Origin of the sequence: Kitasatospora sp. NPDC059571 (assembly GCF_042735675.1) — a bacterium.
In the GTDB taxonomy this organism is placed as follows: domain Bacteria; phylum Actinomycetota; class Actinomycetes; order Streptomycetales; family Streptomycetaceae; genus Kitasatospora.
Window position 1 is genome coordinate 315 of the sequence record NZ_JBHWBW010000011.1, and the last position, 627, is coordinate 941.

General features: G+C 74.6%; 1 pseudogene. It reads left to right on the top strand.

The window, feature by feature from the left end:
- Positions 1-214: 214 nt before the first annotated feature.
- Positions 215-627 (top strand): annotated as a pseudogene (locus ACFV0G_RS03145) (hypothetical protein); the annotation flags it as partial.

Here is a 627-nt window from a genome sequence, read left to right on the forward strand (position 1 = left end):
GCGAGGGCCCCCACCCCCAACCGCGGGGTGCACCCCCCCCCCCCCCCCCCCCGGATAAGGGCCGCCCCCCCCCCCGCCCCCGCGCGGGGGCGCGGGGAGCGGTGGCAATCTGATCGTCAACGGCGACGCGGAGGCCGGCGGCTTCTGCACCGACGACTGGGGCGCGGCCACCACCGTCCCCGGTTGGACGGTCGAGGCCGGCGGCATCAACGCGATGTGCCACACGGCCGGGTCCTTCGGCCTGCCGAGCGACGGCAACGCGCCCGGCAGGGCCTTCTTCGCACCCGGCAACTTCGGCGACGGCTCGATGTCGCAGAACGTCGACGTCTCCTCGGCGGCCCCGACGATCGACGGCGGCGGGGTGCACTACAACCTCGCGGGCTGGCTCGGCGGTTGGACCACCTACGGCGGTTACGTCGCCGTCGGCCTGCACTTCCGGGACGGGAAGGGGAATCCGATCGGCGCGACCGCCAAGCTGCCCACCGTCTCCGCGTCCGACCGGGGTCTGAGCACCGAGTTCCTCTCCCGCAGCACCACCGGCCCCGGCGCGGGCGGGGCGCGGGCGATGCCGGTGGGGGGGCCTGTGCATGACAACACGCACCATACCCGCCACAGAGACAACAACAC